General features: G+C 40.1%; 17 protein-coding genes, 10 tRNA genes, 2 rRNA genes and 1 other annotated feature (2 of these 30 running past the window's edge). Of the genes, 25 read left to right on the forward strand and 4 right to left on the reverse strand.

What is annotated here, in order from left to right:
• The 22 genes from RCG21_RS03435 to RCG21_RS03540 form a co-directional block, all read left to right on the forward strand.
• Window positions 1–1448, forward strand: a 23S ribosomal RNA gene (locus RCG21_RS03435); it begins 1489 nt to the left of the window's first position.
• A 140-nt stretch (window positions 1449–1588) separates the two neighbouring features.
• Window positions 1589–1705 (forward strand): 5S ribosomal RNA (gene rrf, locus RCG21_RS03440).
• A gap of 14 nt (window positions 1706–1719) precedes the next feature.
• Window positions 1720–1794: transfer RNA gene (locus tag RCG21_RS03445), tRNA-Asn, on the forward strand.
• Between the two features lie 26 nt (window positions 1795–1820).
• Window positions 1821–1893, forward strand: a tRNA-Thr gene (locus RCG21_RS03450).
• 22 nt (window positions 1894–1915) lie between these two features.
• Window positions 1916–1990, forward strand: a tRNA-Glu gene (locus RCG21_RS03455).
• Window positions 1991–2029: 39 nt separating this feature from the next.
• Window positions 2030–2105 (forward strand) — tRNA-Val (locus tag RCG21_RS03460).
• Between the two features lie 9 nt (window positions 2106–2114).
• Window positions 2115–2187 (forward strand) — tRNA-Thr (locus RCG21_RS03465).
• A 15-nt stretch (window positions 2188–2202) separates the two neighbouring features.
• Window positions 2203–2287 (forward strand) — tRNA-Tyr (locus tag RCG21_RS03470).
• Between the two features lie 45 nt (window positions 2288–2332).
• A tRNA-Gln gene (locus tag RCG21_RS03475) sits at window positions 2333–2407 on the forward strand.
• Window positions 2408–2412: 5 nt separating this feature from the next.
• Window positions 2413–2485: transfer RNA gene (locus RCG21_RS03480), tRNA-Lys, on the forward strand.
• A 39-nt stretch (window positions 2486–2524) separates the two neighbouring features.
• Window positions 2525–2595, forward strand: a tRNA-Gly gene (locus tag RCG21_RS03485).
• A 16-nt stretch (window positions 2596–2611) separates the two neighbouring features.
• Window positions 2612–2687, forward strand: a tRNA-Ala gene (locus RCG21_RS03490).
• Window positions 2688–3031: 344 nt separating this feature from the next.
• Entirely contained in the window at window positions 3032–3928 is an 897-nt protein-coding gene (gene rocF, locus RCG21_RS03495) for an arginase (protein WP_133339346.1), read from the forward strand.
• 169 nt (window positions 3929–4097) lie between these two features.
• A complete protein-coding gene (sigW, locus tag RCG21_RS03500; protein ID WP_133339344.1) occupies window positions 4098–4661 on the forward strand; it encodes an RNA polymerase sigma factor SigW in 564 nt (187 codons plus the stop codon).
• 16 nt (window positions 4662–4677) lie between these two features.
• On the forward strand, window positions 4678–5304 hold the full coding sequence (locus RCG21_RS03505) for an anti-sigma factor family protein (protein ID WP_133339342.1): 627 nt from the start codon (window positions 4678–4680) through the stop codon (window positions 5302–5304).
• A gap of 133 nt (window positions 5305–5437) precedes the next feature.
• Window positions 5438–6265: a diadenylate cyclase CdaA gene (gene cdaA, locus RCG21_RS03510; RefSeq protein ID WP_026576967.1), complete on the forward strand. Its 828-nt coding sequence runs from the start codon at window positions 5438–5440 to the stop codon at window positions 6263–6265.
• Window positions 6258–7484, forward strand: a complete 1227-nt coding sequence (locus RCG21_RS03515) for a CdaR family protein (RefSeq protein ID WP_133339340.1) — start codon at window positions 6258–6260, stop codon at window positions 7482–7484. The genes cdaA and RCG21_RS03515 overlap by 8 nt, the downstream gene beginning before the upstream one ends.
• Before the next feature lie 36 nt (window positions 7485–7520).
• The gene (gene glmM, locus RCG21_RS03520; protein ID WP_133339338.1) at window positions 7521–8870 is read left to right on the forward strand and encodes a phosphoglucosamine mutase; all 1350 of its coding nucleotides are present in this window, start codon (window positions 7521–7523) and stop codon (window positions 8868–8870) included.
• Between the two features lie 468 nt (window positions 8871–9338).
• The gene (glmS, locus tag RCG21_RS03525; protein WP_133339336.1) at window positions 9339–11141 is read left to right on the forward strand and encodes a glutamine--fructose-6-phosphate transaminase (isomerizing); all 1803 of its coding nucleotides are present in this window, start codon (window positions 9339–9341) and stop codon (window positions 11139–11141) included.
• Between the two features lie 205 nt (window positions 11142–11346).
• Complete coding sequence (locus tag RCG21_RS03530; protein WP_133339334.1) at window positions 11347–13257, forward strand: PTS mannitol transporter subunit IICBA; 1911 nt, start codon at window positions 11347–11349, stop codon at window positions 13255–13257.
• 73 nt (window positions 13258–13330) lie between these two features.
• Window positions 13331–15421 (forward strand): BglG family transcription antiterminator, encoded by a 2091-nt coding sequence (locus tag RCG21_RS03535; RefSeq protein ID WP_133339332.1) that lies wholly within the window; start codon window positions 13331–13333, stop codon window positions 15419–15421.
• Window positions 15422–15426: 5 nt separating this feature from the next.
• Complete coding sequence (locus RCG21_RS03540) at window positions 15427–16569, forward strand: mannitol-1-phosphate 5-dehydrogenase (RefSeq protein WP_133339330.1); 1143 nt, start codon at window positions 15427–15429, stop codon at window positions 16567–16569.
• A 39-nt stretch (window positions 16570–16608) separates the two neighbouring features.
• Here RCG21_RS03540 and RCG21_RS03545 read toward each other — a convergent pair whose 3' ends face one another.
• From RCG21_RS03545 to pdxR, 3 genes are all read right to left on the reverse strand, one after another.
• Window positions 16609–16779, reverse strand: coding sequence for a hypothetical protein (locus RCG21_RS03545; RefSeq protein ID WP_165976390.1), 171 nt, complete (start codon window positions 16777–16779; stop codon window positions 16609–16611).
• Window positions 16780–17604: 825 nt separating this feature from the next.
• Window positions 17605–18483 carry an alkaline phosphatase family protein gene (locus tag RCG21_RS03550; protein ID WP_133339328.1) on the reverse strand — a complete coding sequence of 293 codons (879 nt, stop codon included), beginning with the start codon at window positions 18481–18483 and terminating at the stop codon, window positions 17605–17607.
• A 143-nt stretch (window positions 18484–18626) separates the two neighbouring features.
• Window positions 18627–20015, reverse strand: coding sequence for a MocR-like pyridoxine biosynthesis transcription factor PdxR (gene pdxR, locus RCG21_RS03555; protein WP_133339326.1), 1389 nt, complete (start codon window positions 20013–20015; stop codon window positions 18627–18629).
• 105 nt (window positions 20016–20120) lie between these two features.
• Here pdxR and RCG21_RS03560 point away from each other — a divergent pair, with 105 nt between their 5' ends.
• The 3 genes from RCG21_RS03560 to RCG21_RS03570 all read left to right on the forward strand — a co-directional run bounded on the left by RCG21_RS03560 (window position 20121) and on the right by RCG21_RS03570 (window position 24208).
• The gene (locus RCG21_RS03560; protein WP_133339324.1) at window positions 20121–21050 is read left to right on the forward strand and encodes a DMT family transporter; all 930 of its coding nucleotides are present in this window, start codon (window positions 20121–20123) and stop codon (window positions 21048–21050) included.
• 158 nt (window positions 21051–21208) lie between these two features.
• Window positions 21209–21781, forward strand: a complete 573-nt coding sequence (locus tag RCG21_RS03565; RefSeq protein ID WP_133339322.1) for a TetR/AcrR family transcriptional regulator — start codon at window positions 21209–21211, stop codon at window positions 21779–21781.
• A gap of 87 nt (window positions 21782–21868) precedes the next feature.
• The gene (locus tag RCG21_RS03570; protein WP_133339320.1) at window positions 21869–24208 is read left to right on the forward strand and encodes a YhgE/Pip domain-containing protein; all 2340 of its coding nucleotides are present in this window, start codon (window positions 21869–21871) and stop codon (window positions 24206–24208) included.
• Between the two features lie 181 nt (window positions 24209–24389).
• On the opposite strand, the gene RCG21_RS03575 is transcribed toward RCG21_RS03570, so the two are convergent.
• Complete coding sequence (locus tag RCG21_RS03575; protein ID WP_133339318.1) at window positions 24390–24644, reverse strand: alpha/beta-type small acid-soluble spore protein; 255 nt, start codon at window positions 24642–24644, stop codon at window positions 24390–24392.
• A 105-nt stretch (window positions 24645–24749) separates the two neighbouring features.
• Window positions 24750–24779, forward strand: a binding site (T-box leader); it runs 182 nt beyond the window's last position.

Below are 24779 nucleotides of genomic sequence, written 5' to 3' on the forward strand. Positions count from 1 at the left end.
ATAGGGTAAGCGCGCTATTGGATATGCGCGTCCAAGCAGTTAGGCTGAGAAGTAGGAAAATCCGCTTCTCGCGAAGGCTGAGCTGTGACGGCGAGGGAAATTTAGTACCGAAGTTCCTGATTCCACACTGCCAAGAAAAGCCTCTAGCGAGATAAAAGGTGCCCGTACCGCAAGCCGACACAGGTAGGCGAGGAGAGAATCCTAAGGTGAGCGAGAGAACTCTCGTTAAGGAACTCGGCAAAATGACCCCGTAACTTCGGGAGAAGGGGTGCTCTTTGAGGTGAATAGCCTCGAAGAGCCGCAGTGAATAGGCCCAGGCGACTGTTTAGCAAAAACACAGGTCTCTGCGAAGCCGCAAGGCGAAGTATAGGGGCTGACGCCTGCCCGGTGCTGGAAGGTTAAGAGGAGGGGTTAGCGCAAGCGAAGCTCTGAATCGAAGCCCCAGTAAACGGCGGCCGTAACTATAACGGTCCTAAGGTAGCGAAATTCCTTGTCGGGTAAGTTCCGACCCGCACGAAAGGCGTAACGATCTGGGCACTGTCTCAACGAGAGACTCGGTGAAATTATAGTACCTGTGAAGATGCAGGTTACCCGCGACAGGACGGAAAGACCCCATGGAGCTTTACTGTAGCCTGATATTGAATTTTGGTACAGCTTGTACAGGATAGGTAGGAGCCGTAGAAGCCGGAGCGCTAGCTTCGGTGGAGGCGTCGGTGGGATACTACCCTGGCTGTATTGAAATTCTAACCCGCACCCCTTATCGGGGTGGGAGACAGTGTCAGGTGGGCAGTTTGACTGGGGCGGTCGCCTCCTAAAGAGTAACGGAGGCGCCCAAAGGTTCCCTCAGAATGGTTGGAAATCATTCGCAGAGTGTAAAGGCATAAGGGAGCTTGACTGCGAGACCTACAAGTCGAGCAGGGACGAAAGTCGGGCTTAGTGATCCGGTGGTTCCGCATGGAAGGGCCATCGCTCAACGGATAAAAGCTACCCTGGGGATAACAGGCTTATCTCCCCCAAGAGTCCACATCGACGGGGAGGTTTGGCACCTCGATGTCGGCTCATCGCATCCTGGGGCTGTAGTCGGTCCCAAGGGTTGGGCTGTTCGCCCATTAAAGCGGTACGCGAGCTGGGTTCAGAACGTCGTGAGACAGTTCGGTCCCTATCCGTCGTGGGCGCAGGAAATTTGAGAGGAGCTGTCCTTAGTACGAGAGGACCGGGATGGACGCACCGCTGGTGTACCAGTTGTCTTGCCAAAGGCATCGCTGGGTAGCTATGTGCGGACGGGATAAGTGCTGAAAGCATCTAAGCATGAAGCCCCCCTCAAGATGAGATTTCCCATAGCGTCAAGCTAGTAAGATCCCTGAAAGATGATCAGGTTGATAGGTCAGAGGTGGAAGCGTGGCGACATGTGGAGCTGACTGATACTAATCGATCGAGGACTTAACCAAGTCATATGTATTATATGAAGGTGAACTCGTTTTTACAAAACTTCTTCTGCATTATCTAGTTTTGAGGGAATGAAAAAAATCAATTTTCCTCTTGAAAAATTTTAAAAAGACATTATAATATAAAAGTGTCTGATAAATAGTCTGGCAATAATGGCGAGAAGGTCACACCCGTTCCCATACCGAACACGGAAGTTAAGCTTCTCAGCGCCGATGGTAGTTGGGGGCTGTCCCCCTGTGAGAGTAGGACGTTGCCAGGCTGTTATAAAATTATTCCGCAGTAGCTCAGTGGTAGAGCTATCGGCTGTTAACCGATCGGTCGTAGGTTCGAGTCCTACCTGCGGAGCCATTTTTATTTTTAAATGATTTAGCTATGCTTCCATAGCTCAGTAGGTAGAGCACTTCCATGGTAAGGAAGAGGTCAGCGGTTCGAGCCCGCTTGGAAGCTTACCTAATTTAAATAGGCTATAGGCCCCTTGGTCAAGCGGTTAAGACACCGCCCTTTCACGGCGGTAACACGGGTTCGAATCCCGTAGGGGTCACCAAAGTTATATCGTATTCGCGAAAATAACTTACATTATATCGGAGGATTAGCTCAGCTGGGAGAGCATCTGCCTTACAAGCAGAGGGTCGGCGGTTCGATCCCGTCATCCTCCACCATTATACCATGCCGGTTTAGCTCAATTGGTAGAGCAACTGACTTGTAATCAGTAGGTTGGGGGTTCAAGTCCTCTAGCCGGCACTTTTTTATTTTATTGGAGGGGTAGCGAAGTGGCTAAACGCGGCGGACTGTAAATCCGCTCCCTCAGGGTTCGGCGGTTCGAATCCGTCCCCCTCCACCACTTATATTTTTAAAAATAATGGACAAGCTATTTTTATAAGATTATTGGGCTATAGCCAAGCGGTAAGGCAACGGACTTTGACTCCGTCATTCGTTGGTTCGAATCCAGCTAGCCCAGCCAAAAAAGAGCCATTAGCTCAGTTGGTAGAGCATCTGACTTTTAATCAGAGGGTCGAAGGTTCGAGTCCTTCATGGCTCATTTTGTTCAAATTGACCATTGGTCTTTACCTATGAATTACGGAAGTAGTTCAGTGGTAGAACACCACCTTGCCAAGGTGGGGGGCGCGGGTACAAATAAAGTCTTCCGCTTCAAGCATAACATATCGGGGTCTTAGCTCAGCTGGGAGAGCGCCTGCTTTGCACGCAGGAGGTCAGGGGTTCGATCCCCCTAGACTCCACCATACACTACATAAACCATTCGCCTTAAATCATTATCTGATTTAAGGCTTTTTTGTTTTTAAAGACAAATTACCACCCAAGGTCATGTGAAAAGTCCTTTATATTGTTTTCTAAGGTAAAACTCCACTTAAATAAGCTGGTACAAATTAAAACCAACAAAAAAAAACATTAAAAATTTTCCCAAAAGTCATAGCCAGCCATACAGGAACTCACAAAATAACCCCGCTAAACCCTATTAAAACAGTATTTACGGGCCTTCCCCGCATATATATACATATTTTTGTCGAGTTGAGTCATCTTAATGGAAGCGGTTAAAATAGGGATATAAAGGCTAGGAGGTAGAAGCATGAAAAAGCTATCAATTATTGGAATGCCTATGGATTTAGGACAAATGAGAAGAGGAGTCGATATGGGGCCGAGTGCAATCCGTTATGCTGGGATTAACGAGCGCCTAAAACCTCTTTTTGATGAAGTACATGACTTAGGTGATATTCCAATTGGCAGACCTGAAGTTGTCGTAGATAAAGAATCCAATCTACGTAATTTAGATTTAGTAGCAGAAAAAAATACATTGCTTGCTGAAAAGGTGGACGAAGTCATCGAATCAGGGTCTTTCCCACTTGTTCTTGGTGGAGATCATAGTATTGCAATCGGAACATTAGCAGGTGTGGCAAAACACTATAAAAACCTTGGTGTTATCTGGTATGATGCCCATGGTGATTTAAATACTGCAGAAACTTCTCCAACAGGGAATATTCATGGAATGCCTTTAGCAGCTAGTCTTGGATTAGGACATCCACTCCTAACTCAACTAGGCGGCTATAGTCCAAAAATTAAGCCTGAAAATGTTGTAATCATTGGTGCAAGGGCTCTTGATGACGGAGAAAAGGATTTAATCAAAGAAATCGGCATTAAAGTTTACACTATGCATGAAATCGACCGCCTAGGAATGACAAAAGTCATGGAAGAAACGATTGCCTATTTGAAAGAAAAAACAGATGGCGTTCATTTATCATTAGATTTAGATGGTCTAGACCCTAGCGACGCACCAGGAGTTGGAACGCCAGTAATGGGTGGGATCAGCTACCGTGAAAGCCATCTTGCTATGGAAATGCTAGAAGAGTCAAAAATCATTACTTCAGCAGAATTTGTTGAGGTAAATCCAATTCTAGATGAGAAAAATAGAACAGCCACTTGTGCAGTAGCTTTAATGGGCTCATTATTTGGAGAAAAACTATTATAAAAAAGCAGCTTCGGCTGCTTTTTTATTTTTCTACTAAAATTCAGTTTACGCGCGCGTTTAGTAAATTTTTGTTAATATTAAAGGTATTGAGAAGTTTTTCGCTCAAAACGAAACTTTTTCGCTATCGATTCGTAGTATCGTATAGCCGCATTAGAGCGGAGGTAAATAGATGGAAGCGGTCATTAAAAAGAGAATTAAGCAAGTAATAAAGGGAGACCAAGACGCATTTGCCGATATTGTCGAGATTTATAAGAATAGCGTGTATCAGCTTTGTTACCGAATGATTGGAAATCGACATGAAGCAGAAGACCTTGCCCAAGAAGCTTTTTTACGTGCTTATATGAATATCCATACTTTTAATCAAGATTTAAAATTTTCAACCTGGCTTTTTCGTATTGCAACAAATCTTTGTATTGATCGCATTCGAAAAAAGAAACCGGATTATTATTTGGATGCTGAAGTAGCCGGAACCGAGGGGCTTACCATGTATTCACAAATACCTTCGCAGACAAAACCACCCGAAAGCGAAGTGGAAAGTTTAGAGCTTCATGAAACGGTTCAAAAGGAAATTTTAAAACTGCCTGAAAAATATCGCTCAGTTATTGTCTTAAAATATATTGAAGAGTTGTCATTAAACGAAATCAGTGAAATTCTCGATATGCCCTTAGGTACGGTTAAAACGAGAATTCACCGCGGACGGGAAGCTTTACGGCAACAATTACGTTATGTGTGATAAAGAGGTGATACGGTTGAAATGTCCAGAACAAATCATTGAATTAATGCATGACTTTTTAGATGAAGAGATCACACCAGAAAATGAAGCAATTTTAAGAGGGCACCTCCAGGACTGTAAAGAATGTGAACCCCTTTTTAATGAATTAAAAAAGACTGTTGCTCTTGTGAAAAGCACCTCAAATATGCAGGCCCCATCTAACTTTACAGCCAATGTTATGGCAAAGCTTCCAAAAGAAAAGAAAAAAGTGGGGATAGAACGCTGGCTGAAAAATCACCCAATACTGGCCGCAGCATCGCTCTTTATTGTTTTAATGTTGGGAAGTTTATTTTCAACCTGGAGTCAGAACCGTGAATTTTCTGTTTCGAAACAAAAGAATTTAATTGTCCAAAATAATACTGTGATTGTCCCTAAAGGCGAAGTAGTAAAGGGGGATGTCATTGTTCGAAATGGTAAATTAAAGATTGAAGGAGAAGTTCAAGGTGACGTTACAGTCATAAACGGGGAAAAATATATGGCATCAGCCGGCCATGTCACAGGGAGAATTGAAGAAGTGAACGAGGTTTTTGATTGGATTTGGTATTATATGAAAAAGACCGCACATGATGTGATTAACGTATTTGATCAAAATGAAACGCAATAGAAAACAAATCACTCCGATTTGAGTGATTTGTTTTTTTATGATACTACATATAATAGGTACAAGCTTGATTTATGTTATAATAACATGGGTTTAGATTTCATGGATTCTTATGCAAAATTACGGAGGAAGAACAATGCCGTTTGCCGATTTCACAGTATGGAAGTATTTATCTAGTATTGTTGATATTCTCCTTGTGTGGTATGTCATTTATAAGCTGATTAATGTTATAAGAGGAACAAAGGCCGTTCAATTACTCAAGGGAATTTTGGTAATTCTGCTTGTTAGGGTAGTCAGTGAATACTTAGGCTTAAAAACATTAAGCTGGATGATGCAACAGGCCATTAACTGGGGATTTCTTGCGATTATTATTATTTTTCAGCCGGAACTTAGAAGAGCACTTGAACAGCTGGGCAGGGGACGGTTTTTTTCGAGAAGCGGTAGTCCAGATGACGATGATCCGGAGAAAACCATTGCAGCCATTATAAAAGCAACAGATTATATGGCAAAACGTCGGATAGGAGCCTTAATTTCGATTGAAAAAGAAACAGGAATGAGTGATTATATTGAAACGGGGATTCCTTTAGATTCAAAAATTTCCTCAGAATTACTCATCAATATTTTTATTCCAAATACACCTCTCCATGATGGAGCGGTCATTATTCAAAAAAATAATGTATCTGCTGCGGCTTGCTATCTTCCTTTGTCAGAGAGTCCTTTTATTTCTAAGGAGCTGGGGACGAGACACCGGGCAGCACTCGGGATTAGTGAGGTAACAGATAGCATCACAGTGGTGGTTTCGGAGGAAACAGGTGGAATTTCTCTTACGAAAAATGGGGAACTTCACCGAGATTTAAATACCGATGAATTTAAAGAATTATTATCGAGTGAATTATTAGTGAATACCAAAGTCAAACAGGCTTCTTCAGCTCGTTGGAACTGGAGGGGAAAGAAAAATGGATAAATTGATGGATAATCGGTGGTTTATAAAAATTCTTGCATTGGTTCTAGCTGTTCTGCTTTATTCATCTGTTCCCCATACTACGAACAGCACCAAGTTTACCGGTGTGAATGTACCAGGTGAGCAAACCACTGAAACCCTAAATGATGTACCGGTAAAGGTATACTATGATACGGAAAATTTAGTCGTATCGGGGATTCCAAACAAAGTGAAGCTAACATTAAAAGGACCGGTAACACATATTCAAAATGCGAAAGCATTGCGGAACTTTGAAGTATATGTTGATTTAACAAAGGCCAAGATTGGCCATCAGACCGTAAAACTGAAAATAAAAGATTTATCAGATAAGTTAAAGGCTACGATAAAGCCGTCCCGTGTAAATGTGTCCGTTCAAGAGAAAATTACTCAGGAATATAAAGTGGATACTGAATTTAACCAAGGATTGCTTCAGGAAGGCTTTGCTGCAGGGCAGCCCGTTGTTGAGCCAAATAAAGTGAAAATTACTGGGGCAAAAAACTTAATTGATCGAATTAGCTACGTAAAAGCGACGCTCAATGTTAAAGATCAGATAAATAAAACGATTTCACAGGAAGCGAATATCCAGGTTCTCGACCGCGACTTAAATAAATTGGACGTTGAGGTCGATCCTAGTACGGTAAGGGTAACCATACCTGTCAAGGATATAAGTAAAAAGGTTCCGATTGATATCAAACAAATTGGAACACCGCCTAGTGGAGTAACCATTGATTCCATCACTTTAGATACAAAGGATGCAGTAATTATTGGTAGTGAACATGCCTTAAAAAATGCCCATGTTCGCGTTGAGGTGGATGTAAGTAAAATTGATGATAATAAGACAATGGATTTACCTGTAATCATTTCGAATGGAATCACAAAGGTATCGCCGGAAATGGTGACGGCAACCATTGTTGTGAAAAAGCAAGAAGAAAAAACGATATCGGGGATTCCTTTAACAATCCTCGGTTTATCTGACCAGTATTCTGCGGAGATAAACAATCCCGATAATGTCGATATAACAGTCAATGGTCCAAGCTCCATGGTGAACAAATTAAAATCAAAAGATTTTAATGTTTTTATCGATGTGTCCAACCTTAAGGAAGGGGACCATAATGTAAAAATTCAAGTGGAAGGGCCTTCGGAGGTAGACTGGGAACTTGATCAATCCAGAGCAAACGTCACAATAACTAAAAACAACGCATAAACCCTGCAATATATTGATGAAGGAGCGATTTTAATAATGGGAAAATATTTCGGTACCGATGGAGTACGCGGAGTTGCAAATAGTGAATTAACACCTGAATTTGCCTTTAAATTAGGGCGTTTTGGTGGATATGTTTTAACAAAGGACAAGGACCGCCCGAAAGTCATTATCGGCCGTGATACTCGTATATCAGGCCATATGCTCGAAGGCGCTCTTGTTGCCGGTTTACTGTCCATTGGTGCAGAAGTAATGCGACTTGGGGTAATTTCTACTCCTGGTGTTGCTTATTTAACCAAAGCATTAGGGGCCCAGGCAGGGGTTATGATTTCCGCCTCTCATAACCCAGTAGCGGATAATGGAATTAAGTTTTTTGGTCCTGATGGTTTTAAACTTTCGGATGAACAAGAATTAGAAATTGAAAAACTAATTGATTTACAGGAAGATCAATTACCAAGGCCAGTAGGTTCTGATTTAGGGCAAGTTATGGACTATTTCGAAGGCGGACAAAAATATCTACAATACTTAAAACACACAGTAGATGAAGACTTTTCTGGAATCCATATTGCTTTAGATTGTGCAAATGGAGCAACATCTTCTCTGGCAACGCATCTATTTGCTGATCTTGATGCAGACCTATCGACTATGGGAGCGTCTCCGAATGGACTGAATATTAACGCCGGAGTTGGTTCCACCCATCCCGAGGCTTTAGCTCAACTAGTTAAGGAAAAGGTTGCAGATGTCGGCTTATCGTTTGATGGGGATGGCGATCGCTTGATTGCGATTGACGAAAAGGGAAATATCGTGGATGGCGACCAAATAATGTACATATGTGGAAAGTACATGAAGGAACATGGACGTTTAAAGCATGGGACAATTGTTTCAACAGTTATGAGTAATCTTGGTTTTTATAAGGCTCTTGAAAGCCATGGAATCAAAAGCGTTCCTACTGCAGTGGGCGATCGTTATGTGGTAGAGGAAATGAAGAAAAGCGGCTATAATCTTGGCGGTGAGCAATCGGGTCATATTATTTTCCTTGACTATAACACAACAGGTGATGGTCTATTAACAGGCTTACAATTGGTAAATATTATGAAGGCAACCCATAAGCCATTATCCGAATTAGCCGGTGAAATGAAGAAGTTTCCGCAGAAGCTTGTCAATGTAAGAGTGACAGACAAGCTTCATGTAACGGATAATGATAAAGTAAAAGCAATTATTGAACAGGTGGAAACTGAAATGGCAGGTGACGGAAGAGTGCTTGTCCGTCCATCCGGTACAGAACCGCTAGTTCGTGTAATGGTCGAAGCACCAACGGAAGAGCTATGTGAATCCTACGTGAACAGAATTGTAATGGTAGTTAAAGAGGAAATGGAATTAAAAGAATAGTCTATTTTATATGCATAAGGGAACCTTAATATCCCTTATGCATATTTTATTATGTATAATTTTTCACTTGTAAAAGAAAAGTCAAAATCCCTTTATCTTCCTAGTTGACGGAAATCTTGAATTCAGGTAAGATTGATTTGCTTTGTTGTTAAAAGCACATCTTACTAAAGAAAGGTGGATAGTGATTTAAAACATTTTAAAGCGCCTGAACTAATTCATAGTGAGTTGAATTAGTTGACGAGGAGGAGGTTTATCGAAATGTTCGGCGGATACCTCCCGGTTGCGATGCACAACCGTCAGTTCTTCTTTAAAACATCTGAGGCAACTCGATGCACAAAGAGAAGAAAATGCACACATATTAGCTTCACGCTTTAAAGGGTATAGACAGATACCTAAAAAACGGAGATAAGGGGGCAAGGTAAGCCTCCAAAGCATTCTTGCCCCCTAAATCAGGGAGGAAAAGAAATTATGTGTGGAATTGTTGGATATATTGGAAATAAGGATTCAAAGGAAATTTTATTAAAAGGTCTTGAAAAGCTGGAATACCGCGGTTATGACTCAGCAGGTATTGCGCTTCAAAACGGGCACGGGATTCATGTATTCAAAGAAAAAGGCCGCATTGCAGATTTACGAAAGATTGTGGATGGAAATGTAACAGCTCATATTGGAATTGGGCATACTCGCTGGGCAACTCATGGTGTACCAAGCAAAACAAATTCCCATCCGCATCAAAGTGCTTCAGACCGTTTTACGCTTGTACACAATGGTGTGATTGAGAATTATGATTTCTTAAAGCGCGAATATCTTTCAAATGTTGAGTTTAAAAGTGAAACGGATACGGAAGTAGTTGTTCAGCTTATTGAGTTCTTTGTAAACGAAGGCCTAACTGTTTTAGAAGCATTCCGTAAAACACTAACACTTTTACATGGTTCCTATGCTCTTGCCCTTTTAGATGCAAAAGACCGTGAAACAATCTACGTTGCTAAAAATAAAAGCCCACTTCTTGTCGGTTTAGGAGACGGCTTTAATGTCGTTGCTAGTGATGCGATGGCAATGCTTCAGGTTACAGATAAATATGTAGAGCTAATGGACAAAGAGGTTGTCATTGTTACGAAAGACCAAGTAACAATTCAAAACTTGGCTGGAGAGACAATCAACCGCAAACCGTATAAAGCAGAATTGGATGCAAGTGATATTGAGAAGGGCACATATCCTCATTACATGATAAAAGAAATCGACGAGCAGCCGCTTGTGATGCGTAAGATTATTCAAACGTATCAAAATGAGCAAGGGGAACTAACCATTGATTCTGAAATTATCGGTGCAATGAATGATAGTGACCGTGTTTACATTGTTGCAGCTGGAACATCCTACAATGCAGGTCTTGTCGGAAAACAACTGATTGAAAACATGGCTAAAATTCCAGTAGAAGTTCATATTGCTAGTGAATTTGTTTATAATATGCCACTGTTATCGAAAAAGCCGTTGTTTATTTTCATCACACAGAGTGGGGAAACAGCAGACAGCCGTGCGGTACTTGTTAAAGTAAAAGGAATGGGTTATCGTGCATTAACAATTACGAACGTTCCTGGTTCAACTCTTTCTCGTGAAGCGGATTATACATTATTACTACATGCTGGTCCTGAAATTGCGGTTGCATCTACGAAAGCTTATACAGCCCAAATAGCCGTGCTTTCCATACTGGCCGAGGTAACGGCAAAGAGCCAAAATATCAAAGTTGACTTTGACTTGGTACATGAACTTGGAATTATTGCAAATGCAATGGAAGTTCTTTGCGATTCAAAAGAGCTGTTTGAGCATATATCAAGAGAGTTTTTATCGGTAACACGAAATGCCTTCTTTATCGGCCGCGGAGTTGACTATTATGTATGCTTAGAAGGATCCTTGAAATTAAAGGAAATTTCTTATATTCAAGCAGAAGGCTTTGCTGGCGGAGAATTAAAACATGGCACGATTGCTTTAATTGAAGAAGGAACGCCGATTATTGCTCTAGCTACTCAAGAAAGTGTAAACCTAAGCATTCGCGGAAATGTGAAGGAAGTCGTTGCCCGCGGAGCAAACCCATGCATCATTTCGATGAAGGGTTTAAATATGGACGAAGACAGCTTCATCATTCCAGAAGTACATGAATTATTAACACCACTTATCTCTGTTATACCATTACAATTAATTGCCTACTATGCAGCACTGCACCGTGATTGCGACGTGGATAAGCCACGTAACTTAGCAAAATCGGTTACGGTTGAATAAGCAGGTGAATGATTATTTAAAACACGGTTCAATTTTGAACCGTGTTTTTTTGTTACTATTGTTGCTATCGTATAGTGAACCTTTTTTGAGAAAAACTATGTTTGTCATCTCTTGTGCGACAAAGTTAGCTTTCTTCTTTATTGAATGAGGGTGCTCTGTCCTTTACCATTGACTATGTACAAAACTAATGAAGGGAAGAGAGCATATGGCTCAATCTAATATAAAAGTAGCTGTCCAAAAGTTCGGTAACTTCCTAAGTTCAATGGTCATGCCGAATATCTCAGCTTTCATTGCTTGGGGTTTAATTACAGCACTATTCATTCCTACCGGGTTTACTCCAAATGAAAGCCTTGCCAAAATGGTTGGCCCGATGATTACGTACCTCCTTCCGTTATTAATCGGATACACGGGTGGTAAGTTAGTTCATGATCAACGTGGTGCGGTCGTTGGTGCGATTGCCACAATGGGTGTCATTGTTGGCGCTGACATTCCGATGTTCCTCGGCGCCATGATCATGGGACCGCTTGGCGGTTATGTAATCAAGAAATTTGACCAGTGGATCGAAGGGAAAGTCAAAGCTGGTTTTGAAATGCTTGTGAATAACTTCTCCGCTGGGATACTTGGAGGATTGTTGGCTATTCTAGCCTTTTTGGCAATCGGTCCTGCCGTTGACGTATTTACAGGCTGGCTTGTAAAAGGGGTCGATTGGCTCGTAAGCACAGGGTTATTGCCGCTTACAAGTATCATTATCGAACCAGCAAAGATTTTGTTCTTAAATAATGCTATTAACCACGGCGTCCTTTCGCCAATTGGTGTTGAACAAGCTAAAACAGCAGGAAAATCGATTTTATTCCTTCTTGAAGCCAACCCAGGACCTGGTATTGGTGTCCTGTTAGCCTATATTATTTTTGGAAAAGGTACGGCCAGAAGATCAGCCCCAGGTGCGGCGATTATTCAATTCTTTGGCGGTATTCATGAAATTTACTTCCCTTATGTTTTAATGCGCCCAATGTTGTTTATTGCCGTTATTCTTGGGGGGATGAGCGGCGTATTTACAGAGGTGCTTTTAGGCGGAGGATTATTCGCTCCTGCATCACCGGGAAGTATTATCGCTATCACCGCTGTTACTCCCCATCATGCAAGTGCATATATTGCTAACTTCGCGGGTGTGCTCGTAGCTGGTATTGTCTCCTTTGTAGTTTCATCGTTTATCGTAAAAACTGGGAAGGAAACAGATGAAGACATTGAAGAAGCAGCGAGAAAAATGCAAGAAATGAAAGGGAAGAAAAGTTCTGTCGCCAATGTTTTTGCATCAAATCCTGGTACCTTCCCGGAAAACGTCAGCAAAATTATTTTTGCCTGTGATGCGGGAATGGGTTCAAGTGCAATGGGAGCTTCTCTTCTTCGTAAAAAAGTGAAAGAAGCAGGGTTGAATATTTCTGTAACTAATACAGCGATTAGCAACCTGCCATCTGATGCACAAATTGTTATTACGCAGGAAGAGTTGACACCAAGAGCTCTGAAACAAGTGCCGAATGCTTATCATATTTCGGTTGATAATTTCTTATCAAGCCCGGAATACGATCATTTAATGAACCGATTGAAAAACCCTGAAACAGCGGAACTTCAGGAAATAGTTGAAGACGCGGAAGACAATGTACCAAATGGTGGCAATGATGCCCAGGATTCATTACTTCGTGAAGAAAATATATTTTTAAATCAGGAATTCGCTACAAAAGAAGAGGCCATTCGCTTTGCAGGTAGAGCATTAGTTAAAGCAGGCTATGTAAAGGAAAGCTATATTGATGCCATGATCGCCCGTGATGAAATGACATCTACCTATATGGGAAATGATGTTGCGATTCCACACGGTACGGAAGAAGCAAAAAAGGATGTCCTGAATTCTGGATTTACTGTTTTACAGGTTCCGAACGGGGTTGACTTCGATGGACAAAAAGTGCGGTTGATTTTCGGTATTGCTGGGAAAGATGGTACACATCTTGAAATCTTATCAGGTATTGCAGTTACTTGCTCTGACATGGCCAATATTGAAAAATTAGTAGAAGCCAAGTCGGCAAAGGAAATCATAGATATTTTAAATGATAAAAATCAATAGAGTAGTTTACGAATAGAAAAGTAGAAAATTTGCTTTTCTATTCGTGTTACATCACCAGAAATGAGTTGGTAGCATGTACATAACTACAAGGGAAAAAGAAATTATTGAATTAATTATCAAAACATCTGGGAAGCATACAGCATTAACCCTTGCTACATATTTAAATGTTAGTGTTCGAACCATCCAGCGTAATTTAAAGTCTATTGAGAAAGTCCTTGACTCCTTTGACCTTCAGTTAGTCCGAAATACGGATAAAGGCTTGGTGGTTGAGGGAAAGAACGAACAAGTTTTTCGATTAATTCAATATTTAATGGGAATCGATCCAATCGATCAAACTCCTCAGGAAAAAGAGTTGCTTTTGCTCATCGCATTAATTCAGGAAGAATCCTATAAAATTCAGGCTTTGTCCATTGATCTCGGCGTTAGTGCTGCGACATTAACAGCTTACCTGGATGAACTGACAGGCTGGCTCGGCAATTTTAATATCCAGCTAACTCGAAAAAGAGGCGTAGGTGTTGAACTTATAGGCACTGAATCCTCCAAGCGAAAAGCTTTGGCAAGTTTTATGCTGCTTCATTTTAACGAGGAACTAATAGAGGGTTTATTTTTGTTAGAAAATGGAGAATCACATCAGGATCTTATTTTATATTATTTTCACCCCAATTACTTACTTGCGATTGATAGGGTAGTTAATACTGTTTTTAGCAAATTCCAGCAAAGGCTTGCTGATAGTGATTATATTGGTTTAATTGTTCATATTTGTATCACGCTGCAAAGAGCAGAGGCTTTCTTTTTCTTGGAAGAAGAGGGGGAGTTCGCTAACGAACTAACAAAAGAATATAACCTGATTTCCGAAATCCTCCGGGAACTTGAATCATTATTCTCCTTTCAATTTAAGAAAAACGATATTTTATTTTTGGCGGGAATCCTAAAAGGTTCTAAACTCCAGGCAGCAGACATTCTTCCCTATGATAGTGTGGTTCTTAGCAAAAAAATTAAAAATCTGATTCAACATGTTTCTTCTCAACTTCATGTTGATTTAACGAAGGATTTTTCCTTACATCAAGGATTGCTTGCCCATATGGAGCCTTCGCTATTCCGGCTTCAACAGAAAATGGGGTCATTTAACCCGCTAAAAGAGGAAATCAAACGGAAGTATCCTGTTCTGTTTATGGCTGTGAAAAATAGTGTGGAAACCTACTTTAAAGAGATTAAAGCTTTTCCTGAGGATGAAATTGCCTTTATTGTTCTTCATTTTGGTTCTGCCTTGGTGATGAAGGAAGAGGATATTACGATTAAAGCCTTGGTTGTTTGTCCAACGGGTATTGGGACGTCTAAAATGCTGGCAAGTCGAATTAAGAAGGAAATTGCCGGGATTGATACGATTGAAATTAAATCGATTAAAGAAATGCAGCAGCAAGAAAACTTCAGTAGTTATGATTTGATTATATCTACAGTAAAGCTTCCGTTTACAAAATTGGAATATATGATTGTCTCCCCACTCTTAAGCGAAGAGAATATCGAGACAATCAAGAATTTTTTAAAAAATAACATTAAGAATATCACGGAAAAAAAGAGTTATTTAAAGGCATTGCAAAAATCAGCCCCTTCCTCCAACAAAACGGGTGTCACAATTTCAGGAATTTTACAGGAACTTCAGGATGTCCATCAGAGTATTCAGGCGGTTTTAAACAATTTTTGTGTTTACCGGCTTCCTATTCTCAGCGGTCATGAGCAAATATTAAAAGAGATGGTCAAGTTGGCGGAGAATAAGGGACTTTTAACAAATGCGGATGATGTTATGAGTTCATTAAAGGAACGAGAAGAAAAAGGCGGACTTGGAATACCCGATACGGGGATGGCGCTTTTCCATTGCAGAAATGAGAATGTCAAAAAGCTTATTTTTCAAATCACCCATTTAAAGCAGCCTATACCCGTTAAAGGTATGGATGGAAATGATATGTACATGAAGAATTTACTGCTCATGCTGGCTCCTGAGGAATTAAGTGTAAGGGAGCAGGAAATAGTAAGCCTGATTAGCACAAGCTTAATTGAGAATAATGAGGCAATCTTAATTTTTTCATCATCGAATGAAGAGATGATTCGGACTAGATTAGAGGCAATCTTTTTGGATTATCTTCAAACAAATATTATAAAGGAATGATAAAAATGAAACTAGCAGTCCATTTTGGAGCAGGGAATATTGGCAGAGGATTTATTGGTGCTCTGTTTTCACAGTCCGGCTATCATGTTACCTTTGTTGATATTGCAGATCAAATTATTAACCAATTAAATGAAGAAAAGCAGTATCAAGTTAAATTGGCACAGGACCAGCAGGAGAGTATGACAATTACGAACGTTTCCGGGCTTAATAATATGACACAGGAAGACGAAGTAGTAGAAGCGATTGGCAAGGCTGTATACCTTACAACCGCCATTGGCCCCAATATTCTGCCTCGGATTGCTCCGTTAATTGCCAAGGGCTTAACTCAAAGAGTGAAAGCGAACAATGAAAGATTATATATTATTGCATGTGAAAATCAAATATCTGCTACAGATTTATTAAAGGGTTATATTTTTGAACACTTAGATGATGAGACAAAAACAAAGTTAGCAGATAAAGTTTCTTTCTTTAATTCCGCAGTTGATCGAATTGTTCCGATTCAAAATAATCAAGGGTCACTTGATGTTCTTGTAGAGCCATACTATGAATGGGTAGTGGAAACAAATGAAAGTATCCCTTCGGTTGAAGGGATGAAGATTGTCTCTGATCTTGCTCCTTTTATTGAGAGAAAGCTTTTTACCGTGAATACAGGACATGCGGTCATTGCTTATCTTGGTTATTTGGAAAAGAAAGCAACCATTGATGAAGCATTAGCAGATGAAGCCATTGTCCAACAGGTTCAAGCCACTCTTGGCGAAACCGGGGCTTATTTAATTAATCAGTATGGTTTAAATTCAGATGATCACCAGCAATATATTAATAAGATTATTAATCGTTTTAAAAATACCTATTTGAATGATGCAGTGACAAGGGTGGGCCGCTCTCCTTTGCGTAAACTAGGGCCAAATGACCGCCTCGTACGACCTGCTACGGAAGCGGCAAAAGCGGGCCTTTCACACACGAACCTTGCTAAAGCTATCGCTTCCGCATTACTTTTTGATTACCAAGAAGATGAGGAAGCGGTAAAACTGCAAGCGATGATTAATGAGAGTGGATTGGCTGTTGTCCTTAAGGAAGTAAGCGGCTTGGATGAAAATAGCGAGCTTACTCAAGAAGTGATTAGACATTATCATGATTTAAAAAGATAAAGTATTAAAAAACAGCTTCATTTGAAGCTGTTTTTACTATTATGATACTTTTTTTGCCATTCTTTTATGATCTATCGTTAGATTTTCAAGTTGAGAATGTAAAATAGCTAAATCGTATTGGTCTTTTTCTTTTAATCCGTTCATAATGATATTTGTTGCATAAATGCAAATTAAAAATACACTTATTGTTATTAACCAAGCAGCAAACATTTTAATTCCCCCTTTGATTTAACTTGACATCATTTTAAGTGATTTTTCCTAGTTTCTATGTGATATAAATCACAAAAAGGGGGGATTATTATGTCTAATATATTACAAATAGTGAAAATGAGCTGGTCTTTTTGTGGAAACACTATTCCTGTTATCTGAATAGTGTTTTTTATTTATAACTAAATGAGAAGTGGTGGATAAAAAGGGAGAACCGGAATGTAAACTTGCAAACTGGTGGGTAAAGAGCCAAAACCGGTTGGAAATGAAATTAGGTTGAATTTGTGGACCGTTTAGAGATGTGAATTTACTGAAAATGGTAATTTTTCTTTTGAAAAGGTAATTTTCAAAGAAGAATACCTGAATTTCAGTAGCTTAAATGAGAAGTGGAAGGTAAAAGGCGAAAAGAGGTGGGTAAAAAGAGAAACCGGATTGTAAACTGGCAAAAGTGGTGGGTATAGAGCCAAAACCGGTTGGTAAATGAAAGTAGGTTGAATTTGTGGACTATCTAGAGACGTGAATTTACTGAAAATGGTAATTCTTCTTTTAAAAAGGTAATTTTCAAAGAAGAATACCTGAATTTCAGTAGCTTAAATGAGAAGTGAAAGGTAAAAGGCGAAAAGAGGTGGGTAAAAAGGGAGAACCGGAATGTAAACTTGCAAACTGGTAGGTAAAGAGCCAGAACCGGTTGGTAAACGAAATAGGTTGAAACGCGTGGACCAATCTTGAGGTATAGAAGAAAAAAGCAGAATAGCGGGCACTGTAAAGATTTCACAGTACCCATGATAGTCTAAAACAAACAACAGAGGCACCATTGACATCTACTCTTTAACGAACCCATATACTCCTAATAGGCTCGGCCGTCTTACTTTGCCCCGCATGGGCTAATCCGTAAAGATCCTCAATGGTCCTTAAAAGATTAAAGTGATTTAACTTTTCATTAAACTCTCCTGTTTTTACCATTGGGCCGACAAGAAAGGTTGGGATTTTGTTGTCCTGTGAAAAATCATCTTCGTCCCAGGTCACAATTAATAAACTGTTATGAGTCTTCGACCATTGGACATATGGATCAATCTGTGCCTTCAGCCAATCGTCTCCTTCCTTAATCGTACCATCATGCATATCGTTTCTAAGACTTGGTATGACAAACGAAACCGTCGGCAGTTTAGCAAAATCCTTTGGAAAGCTGGTCAGTGGCTGATTTACTTCTTTTGGCACATTGGTGAAGTTTACCCATGGATTATGCTTGCGGGCATAACCGCTAGGACCAGACGATGCCCCATTGAAGCCAACCGAAGGCATGTCCTCGGAATAGCCTGCAAATGTATAATTTTTCGCAATCAGCTCGCTTGCCAAATTATCTGTAGAAAATTTCCCTTTAGGAACTCCGTCATCTAAAACACCTTGATTGGAACCGGAGAATAAGTTCAAATAGTTGGGTTGACTCGGGTGCAAGGTGGCATGAAAATTCGTTAAGTTTGCGCCCTGCTTCATTAATGAATTGATATAGGAAGCCGATGGGTTCCCTTGAATTACTTTTTGTGAGCGATTTTCCTCAATCACAATAACGATATGATCAATTTTTGGAAGCTTCCCTGCTACAGAAATCTTCTTCTCAGCTGGTGCCTGATCCTTAGGCTGATTTGAAGCACAAGCACTTAAAATAGGGACGATTAATAAAAGGAACATTCCCCACTTTCTAAACATATCAACCGCCTTCTTTCTTTTGAATTTTTTAGGAAAAGAGGGACACCCATGCCACAATAATTCAACAGTTATACATGGTCTATCTCATTTTAACCAACATTCGGAAAAACTCTCTTACTATGGACTTGTTTAATCAAAAAGAATCAATAAAACCAAGCCTTCGCAAGTAACTGAACGGCCTTAACCATTTCTTCTTCGATCAAAGTGGCAAAACCGAGTAAGACAGTTTGATCATCGTTTTTTCCATAAGGGGAGACCGGATACACTTTAATACTAAATTCTGCAGCTTTATCTATCAGTTCCTGCTCGTTCAAACCATTATTGGGTCGTATTAAGATATGTAGTCCCGAGTCTTGACCAATGATGTCTGCGGTTTTGGGAAAATAGTCCGAAATCGTTGAAATCAGCCAATCCCGCTTTTTTTGATAGACAACCCTTACTTTTTGAATATGCTTTTCCCAATAACCCTGTTGCATAAATCGTGTTAAGACCTCTTGATCAATCCTTGATACCGTTTGGGTATAGAAAAATAATTCATCTTGATACTTTTTAATTAATGGCGGTGGTAAAACCATATAGCTTAATCGTATTGAAGGGAGCAGGGCTTTGGAAAAGGTGCTCATATAAATGACTTTTTCATACTTATCAATTCCTTGAAGGGCAGGAATCGGTTTTCCGCTATATCGGAATTCACTGTCATAATCATCCTCAATAATGAAACGGCTCTCTTCCTTTTCGGCCCAGTTTAAAAGCTGCATTCGTCGTGAAATCGGCATGATCATCCCGCAAGGAAATTGGTGAGACGGTGAGACACAGACAATATTTGCTCCGCTTTGTTCCAAGTTGGATAGGATGATTCCACCTTGATTGAGAGGAATCAATTGAACATCGACGATATTTTGCCCGTGGAGAAAAAGCCTCTGATGATATCCGGGATCTTCCACAGCGAATTTACTTCCTTGTAACAGCTTGAATAAAAGGCTTAATAAGTAGGGTGTCCCCGCGCCTAGGATTATTTGGCTTGGCGAGCAATGAACCCCGCGTGATTCAAATAAATATTTTGCAATCGTTTCACGGAGCCCGAAATCGCCCTGTGGATGTCCAAGGGAAAGTACTTGTTCATTTTCTATGCGTAGAACTTCGTTGGTAATTTTCCGATACACTCCAAAAGGGAACGATCCTGCATCCACACCTGCATAGGTGAAATCATAAGCAAAAAACTGCTCCTTGTGTTTTTTTTCCTCCACAAATTGAACATCCCGCTTAATCATGAAATTCGCTTGTTCCAGTTCACAAACAAAGTATCCCCGTCTAGGCATTGCCTCAATGTAGCCTTCAGCCAAAAGCTGACCATAAGCTGCTTCGATTGTATTCTGGCTAATTTGTAAATACGTTGAAAGTTTGCGCTTTGAGGGAAGCTTCGTGTTTGTTGGTAGGTTCCCTGTTTTTATTTCTTTTTTAATATAGTTATATAACTGCAAATATAATGGCTCGTTATGATGAGCGTTAAGATTTGGCGTGAATTCCAACAAAAAACTGGCCCCCTCCATTTTTTTAAATCTGATACTTCTTGTAGTATCAGATATTTTATATAATACCACTATGTTCAAGATGAATCGATACTGGAGGAAGAATTTATGAAACCATCAAGACACCTTGGTCTGATGATGATTATTTGTGGCGCAACCCTTTGGGGTTTATCTGGTCCAATGATCCAATGGCTTTTTAATCGTACAGACCTTTCATCAGGAGATTATTTGGTTGTCCGGCTACTGTTTGCTGGTATTACGATTTTAGGATTTTTGCTTTTCACTAAACACAATATCTTTGAAATTTGGAAGCATCCGAAGGATTGGGTTCAATTATGTATTTTTGCTGTGATAGGGATGCTTGCCGGTCAATATACATTTATTGAAACGCTTGACAAGAGTAACGCGGTTACGGCTACATTATTTCAATTTCTTGGTCCCATCATCATAACGATTTATGTTGCTGCCCGGAAAAAGAAACTTCCGGCACCAATGCAATTATTGGCAGTGGTTGCTGCAGTGTTGGGGACATTTTATTTGATTACAAATGGCTCAATTGAAAATGTTATTTTATCGAAACGAGCTATTCTTTATGGGATTTTAACAGCGGTCACCTTTGCTTTTTATACGCTGCATCCTAAGTCTTTGATTAAACAATGGGGAACCTTACAAATTGTTGGCTGGGGAATGCTGCTTGGCGGAGTGATACTGTGGTCATTAAAAAGGCAATTTAGTTTTCATCACGTGGCTCAGACATTGACAATCAGTACATTTTCGATGCTTATTATTATTCTTTTAAGTGGAACGATTTCTTTTTTACTCTATATTGGAAGCTTAAAATATTTAACGGCCATCGAAACAGGGCTTTTATCGAGTATCGAACCACTTGTGACTGCCATCCTTTCTATCGCTTGGTTAAAGGAATCGTTTGGAGCATATCAATTGTTGGGTGGAGTGTTCATTATTGTTGCGGTTATTTTATTAACCATTCCTGAGAAAGAATTTAAACCGGGTGTAGCAAGGGAACGAGTGTCCTGAGTATGATTTTTAACTAGAATCACATATTAAGAAATAAAAATCGGTCTCTTTTTTTAAAAAGAGGCCTTGTTTTTATATTGAATCGTCTTGTTAATTATGATATATTTAACCTTGTTAAAAAAATGACTAAAAAACCAAAACGGTCAAAGGGGGTTCGTATGGCAATAGATCGTAGAAAGATGATTGTTGAAGCGGCAACGAAGTCTTTTTCCTTATTTGGCTATAAAGCAACGACGATGGATCAAGTGGCGAGACTTGCGAATGTTGGGAAAGGTACCATCTATACTTTCTTCAAAAACAAAGAAGAGCTGTTTGAAGAAATTGTTTCTTCATTAGTCAAAGAGATGATTGACGAGGCAGAAGATGTAATCGAGCCGGGGATGCCCTTTACAGAGAACGTCCATCGGGCCCTTTACCGTTTATTAGAATTCCGCTCACAGCACCAGCTTATGATTAAATTGATTCAAGAAGAAAAGGAAATGGGAACATTGGCGGTCTCTGAAATGCTGCAGCATGTGGAAGATGAAATTATTGCTTACTTAAAGCAAAAAATTGAAATTGCCATTACTAAGGGGGCTATTCCCGCAGCTGACCCAGAAATGACCAGCTTTCTGCTTTTAAAAATGTACATTGCCCTTGTTTCTGATTGGGAAAAAAATCATGAACCATTAAGTTCAGAGCGAATTGCAGAGCTCATGAAGGTCTTTTTATTAAAAGGATTATCAATTTGATAATCTTCTTTATTTACTCAAGAGTGACCAATTGGGGATTTTAGTCAAAAATTATAAAATGGATTTTGTCCAAATAGGAGGTACGATATGAAAGCTTTCTCATCTTTGAAAAGCGAGCTTTTGGGGATTATCCATAACCGTAAACTGCTAATTGCCATTATTGGCGTCATGACGATTCCATTGCTTTACAGTGGGACGTTCTTATGGGCGTTTTGGAACCCATACGGCCATGTAGACCGAATGCCGGTAGCTGTTGTCAATCATGACAAAGGTGCGGTATATAATGGGGATAAGCTTGAAATTGGTAATGACTTAGTAGAGAAGTTAAAGGATAAGAAAAGCTTTAACTGGAAATTTGTAAGTGAAAAACAAGCAAATATAGGCTTGGAAAAACAGGATTATTATATCAAAATCGAAATTCCAAAAGATTTTTCAAAAAATGCTACAACTCTACAAAGCAATCATCCGAAAAAGTTAGATCTTATTTATACTCCGAATGAGGGAACGAACTATCTTTCATCTAAAATTGGTGATTCGGCAATTGAAAAGATAAAAGAAGAGGTGGCAGGTGCTGTCACAGAAACTTATGCCGAATCCATGTTTGATCAAATCAAAGATGTAGCTAAAGGATTAAAAAAGGCAAGCGATGGCGCGAAGGACCTTCATAAAGGTATAAACACAGCCAAAGATGGCGCCGGAGAGTTGAATTCAGGGATAGGGTCAGCAAAAAACGGGGCTGCTAAATTAACCAATGGTGCAGTGTCGGTTAACAGCGGGGCAAATAAGATTGAACAAAATTTACAAATACTTGCAAAAAACTCCCTTACCTTTTCACAGGGGGTACAATCTGCATCATCTGGATCGAAGGACCTTCAAAGCGGGCTTCAGCAGTTTGATGCTGGGCTTAGTCAAATGCAGGATGGAAATGATCAATTATTGAATGGAGCGAAAAAGTCCCAGGCAGGTGCAAAACAATTATCAGACGGGCTTGATTCAGCAGCTTCGAACATTCCAGATCTGCAAAAAGGTTCACAGCAGTTGGCCGATGGCGCAACGAAACTTTCCTCTTCCATGGAAAAATGGAAAGCCGGGGCAGAAGATGCGAAAACAGGTTCTGCTGATGTTAGTACAGGATTACAGCAAACCATCGATTTTGTAGCTCAAATGGAAGAACAAACAAATGACCCGGTTGAAAAGGCAAAACTTGAAGGCTTAAAAGGGAATTTGAAAAAATTATCAGAGGGAAATCAGAAGGTTACGTCCGGTATAGGGGCTCTTTCTGAAAATACAACACTGTTAAAACAGGCATCAGATCAGTTGGCAGCTGGTGCAGGTAAATTGAACAACGGGCAAAATCAACTTGCTGAAGGGGTTAATCAATTGTCTGCCGGTGCGAAACAACTTGAAGCTGGGCAGAATCAATTGGCAAAAGGTTTGGGTACCTTTGGTGATAAATTGGATGAAGCGAAGAAAGGATTCAGCCAAATAACAGACGGAAGCAGCAATCTCTCTTCCGGTCTAAATGAATTAGCTGCAGGTTCAACGAAGCTTCAAGATGGAACGAATAAGCTTGCCGAAGGTTCCAAGCAATTATCGGAAGGAACTGGCCAATTATATGATGGCACAAAAAGCTTAAACAGCGGTATGTTCAAACTTGCCAGTGGTTCTAATGATTTAACAGGTGGGATGGAAAAGCTTGCAGATGGTTCAAAGGAATTAAAAAATAAATTGCAGGATGGAGCCAAAGATGCAAGTGATGTAAAAGCGAACAATAGTGTTTATAATATGTTTGCTAAACCGGTAAAACTGAAAGAGGATCGTATGAACCATGTTCCTGACTATGGTACCGGTTTTACACCTTACTTCTTATCATTAAGCTTGTTTGTTGGGGCTTTAATGTTATCGATTATCTTCCCAATGTTTGAACCTGCAAGGAAACCGAAAAGCGGCTTTAGCTGGTTTGCCGGTAAATTAGGGATTTTGTTAATCATCGGGGTAGGGCAGGCACTGCTTGCGGATATTGTCCTTCTTGCGGGGCTTGGATTAGAGGTTAAAAGTGTTCCGTTCTTCATTATGATGAGTATTTTTACAAGCTGGACGTTTTTAGCGATTATTCAATTCCTTGTAACGGTATTGGATAATCCGGGGCGCTTCCTTGCAGTTATTATTTTAATCTTGCAATTAACGAGCAGCGCCGGAACCTATCCAATTGAATTGGTTCCAAGGATTCTGCAAAAAATTAATCACTTCCTGCCAATGACATACTCCATTGCAGGATTCAGGGCGATTATTTCTACAGGCGATTTTAGTTTTATGTGGGAAAATATCGAGTTTATTTCAATTTTCTTTATTGCTTTCCTTGCAGCAACCCTTACATTTTTTGTTGTTAAATTTAAACGGCAAAATGTACAGCATCAGGAAGCGTGATGAGAGGGGGTGCCCTATATATGGGGCACCCCCTTTGTGGTTTATAAAGCATTTATCTGCGATAGTTTAGGTTTTATCTGCGATGCCTAGTGATTTATCTGCATAAACCTCACTTTTATCTGCGAAGAGAGTATTGCCTATTAAAATCGGTGATTTAAGCAATCGTATTCTATACATGTGTTTATTTTTTTCCAAGGTTCTGCTGTGCCATTTTTACGAGTTCACGAACCATGCTGCCGCCTAGTCTGCCGCCGACTTTTCCTGCTTGCTCGGAGGTTAGCTGGCCGTTATATCCTTTCTTTAACGGTACACCCGTCTCTTCTGCCGCTTCAAATTTGGCATCCTCAGGGCTCTTGGCATTGACAACTCTGGCTTTTAATTCATCCAGTTCGGCCCTTGCTCCCGGGACGAGAATTTTGTTATTTTTTCTAGCCATGAAAAAATCCCTCCTTTCCGTTAGGATTTCCTCTTATAAGGAAAATTACTAAAGAACCACTGGAAAAATCCCTAATGTTCCAGTATAATATCTGGTAATTAACATCGAAAATCAATGACAAAGAGAGTAGTTATC

It is taken from the genome of Bacillus salipaludis, assembly GCF_030938565.1.
GTDB classification, from domain to species: Bacteria; Bacillota; Bacilli; order Bacillales; family Cytobacillaceae; genus Neobacillus; species Neobacillus salipaludis_A.

Bases quoted from the DNA above. Each gene is read 5' to 3' on its own strand.
- RCG21_RS03540 (WP_133339330.1), top strand. From the start codon at position 15,427: ATGAAACTAGCAGTCCATTTTGGAGCAGGGAATATTGGCAGAGGATTT.
- RCG21_RS03570 (WP_133339320.1), top strand. From the start codon at position 21,869: ATGAAAGCTTTCTCATCTTTGAAAAGCGAGCTTTTGGGGATTATCCAT.
- cdaA (WP_026576967.1), top strand. From the start codon at position 5,438: ATGCCGTTTGCCGATTTCACAGTATGGAAGTATTTATCTAGTATTGTT.
- RCG21_RS03565 (WP_133339322.1), top strand. From the start codon at position 21,209: ATGGCAATAGATCGTAGAAAGATGATTGTTGAAGCGGCAACGAAGTCT.
- RCG21_RS03515 (WP_133339340.1), top strand. From the start codon at position 6,258: ATGGATAAATTGATGGATAATCGGTGGTTTATAAAAATTCTTGCATTG.
- RCG21_RS03575 (WP_133339318.1), bottom strand. From the start codon at position 24,644: ATGGCTAGAAAAAATAACAAAATTCTCGTCCCGGGAGCAAGGGCCGAA.
- RCG21_RS03535 (WP_133339332.1), top strand. From the start codon at position 13,331: ATGTACATAACTACAAGGGAAAAAGAAATTATTGAATTAATTATCAAA.
- sigW (WP_133339344.1), top strand. From the start codon at position 4,098: ATGGAAGCGGTCATTAAAAAGAGAATTAAGCAAGTAATAAAGGGAGAC.
- RCG21_RS03560 (WP_133339324.1), top strand. From the start codon at position 20,121: ATGAAACCATCAAGACACCTTGGTCTGATGATGATTATTTGTGGCGCA.
- RCG21_RS03530 (WP_133339334.1), top strand. From the start codon at position 11,347: ATGGCTCAATCTAATATAAAAGTAGCTGTCCAAAAGTTCGGTAACTTC.
- glmS (WP_133339336.1), top strand. From the start codon at position 9,339: ATGTGTGGAATTGTTGGATATATTGGAAATAAGGATTCAAAGGAAATT.
- glmM (WP_133339338.1), top strand. From the start codon at position 7,521: ATGGGAAAATATTTCGGTACCGATGGAGTACGCGGAGTTGCAAATAGT.
- RCG21_RS03545 (WP_165976390.1), bottom strand. From the start codon at position 16,779: ATGTTTGCTGCTTGGTTAATAACAATAAGTGTATTTTTAATTTGCATT.
- rocF (WP_133339346.1), top strand. From the start codon at position 3,032: ATGAAAAAGCTATCAATTATTGGAATGCCTATGGATTTAGGACAAATG.
- RCG21_RS03550 (WP_133339328.1), bottom strand. From the start codon at position 18,483: ATGTTTAGAAAGTGGGGAATGTTCCTTTTATTAATCGTCCCTATTTTA.